The 1,938-nt window shown below is 60.0% G+C and carries 1 protein-coding gene; it reads right to left on the reverse strand.

Annotation, left to right across the window (positions count from 1 at the left end):
• Nucleotides 1-1,584: carbohydrate-binding domain-containing protein (locus tag QVO51_RS02900; RefSeq protein ID WP_288167789.1), on the reverse strand; the 1,584-nt coding region annotated here is incomplete at its 3' end.
• Nucleotides 1,585-1,938 lie beyond the last annotated feature (354 nt).

Raw genomic sequence — 1,938 nt, forward strand, 5'->3', positions numbered from 1 at the left:
CTCCGCCATGCCGCTGCTGCCCACTGCCAGCAGGAAGCCTCCATTCACCACAATACCGGTTTCGCTGTCCAGGGCACCGTTGGCGGAATCCGTCGGGCCGCACACCAGCACCGTGCCGCCGCTGATGATGACCCCGTTGTTGGAGTCAATGCCATCGCCGCCGGCGTTGATGTACACATAGCCGCCGCTGATCTCCAGCTTGGCGTCCTGATCCACCATACCCATGCCGCCGAAGCCGCCGAATGCGGTCTGCACATAGCCGGTGGTCTCCCCCTGTGCGGAGGTATCCGCCGACAGGCTGCCTGCGGCATTCAGACCATCATCGCCGGCGGTGATATGCACTGTGCCGCCCTGGATGTACAGCTCCACCGCCTCCAGGCCTTCATAGCTTTCCTCGATGCGGATGTCCCCGTCCTGCACGGTAAGGCTGCTGTCCGCATAGGCACCGTCATCCCCGGTGCGAATGGTGATCTCTCCTCCCGCAAGGGTCATGGAGCCGTTGCTGTGCAGCCCGTTATCCTGCGCATCGATGGAAATGGTTCCGTCGGCGATGTACAGCTCCGTGCTTGCCTTCATGCCCTTGGTGCTGACGGTTTCCGTACCGGTATCCGTCTGGGTCTGCTGTCCGAATCCCGGCATACTTTCCTGGTGAGGGTCTGCATTGGCACTGCCCCCTCCGGCGGTGATGGTCAGATCCCCTCCGGTGACTGCCAGACAGGTTTCCGCCTGGATCCCGTCCTGCCCGGCATCCACGGTGATCTGTCCGTCAGAGATCACCACATGGCCCTTCCGGCTGTCCGTGTCATTGCTTGCCTGGATCCCGTCTCCCTGGGCATCCACCGTCAGGGTACCTCCGGCGATGAGCACCGCATCCTTGCCCTTGAGCCCGTGATTTGCCGCCATCACCCGGATGCTGCCGCTCACAATGCACAGGGTATCCTTGCTCTGGATCCCGTTGGCATACTGCCCGGTAACCTGCAAGCTGCCCTTCCCGTTGATGGTCAGATCGGATTTGGCAAACAAGGCGGCATTTGGCTCGGTGTTTTCTTCATCCGTAAAGCTGGTATAGGTCTTGCCGTCCGTAATCTGATTGCTGCTGCCCTCTGCCAGGGTCAGCACCACCTTTTTGGCGTCCATCACCTGCACCGGAGCGGTGGCATCATTGGACAGGGTCACACCATTCAGCACCAGATGCACCGTATCCTTGGGAGCATCCACCCGCAGCACCCCATCCAGGGTGCCGCTGACCACATAGGTGCCTGCCTGGGTGATGGTGACAGTGTTGCCCTCGATGGTCACGCCTTCGCCGGATGCCTGTACCGTATCTCCGAACAGGGTGACCTGTACGGCGGAATCCTCCCAGCTATCATCCAGATCCTCCGGATCCAGGGTCAGGGGCAGCAGGGATGTCGCCTGCAAAGCCCCCGGCTGCTCCGCCTGTACTGTGTCCGTGGAATCCCCAGCGGAGGATCCGGCAGCGGTCCGGGTACTGCTGTCCCCGGAATCCGCCTTGCTGCATCCGGACACAAGCCCGGCGCACAGGATCAGGGCAGTCAGAAATGCAAAATAAGCTTTATGTTTCATACAACTCATCCTTTCGGCATCACCTTGATGCATATCCCCCCGAAAGGCTGTTCTCTCTGTTTGTGTTGTATTCAGTGTACCCCTTCTTTGTGGGCATTTGGTGATAAAATCCGGGAAAGTACCCGAAAACCCGCCTTGACATTCCGGATGGATGCGGGTATACTAAAGGCAACCCCACAGAAAAGAGGATGGATCATATGAATCAGTTACCGAACATTGCCGCCATGCTCCGGGCACAGCAGGTACAGGCGCTGCTGCTGACCAACGATGCTCCGGAAAGCATCCAGTACGCCACCGGATTCGGGGGTCTGGAGGGCATGGTGCTCATCACCGCCGCCGGCAAGGGCTTTGTGC

It is taken from the genome of Ruminococcus sp. CAG:379 (genome assembly GCF_000434255.1).
GTDB classification, from domain to species: domain Bacteria; phylum Bacillota; class Clostridia; order Oscillospirales; family Ruminococcaceae; genus Ruminococcus_F; species Ruminococcus_F champanellensis.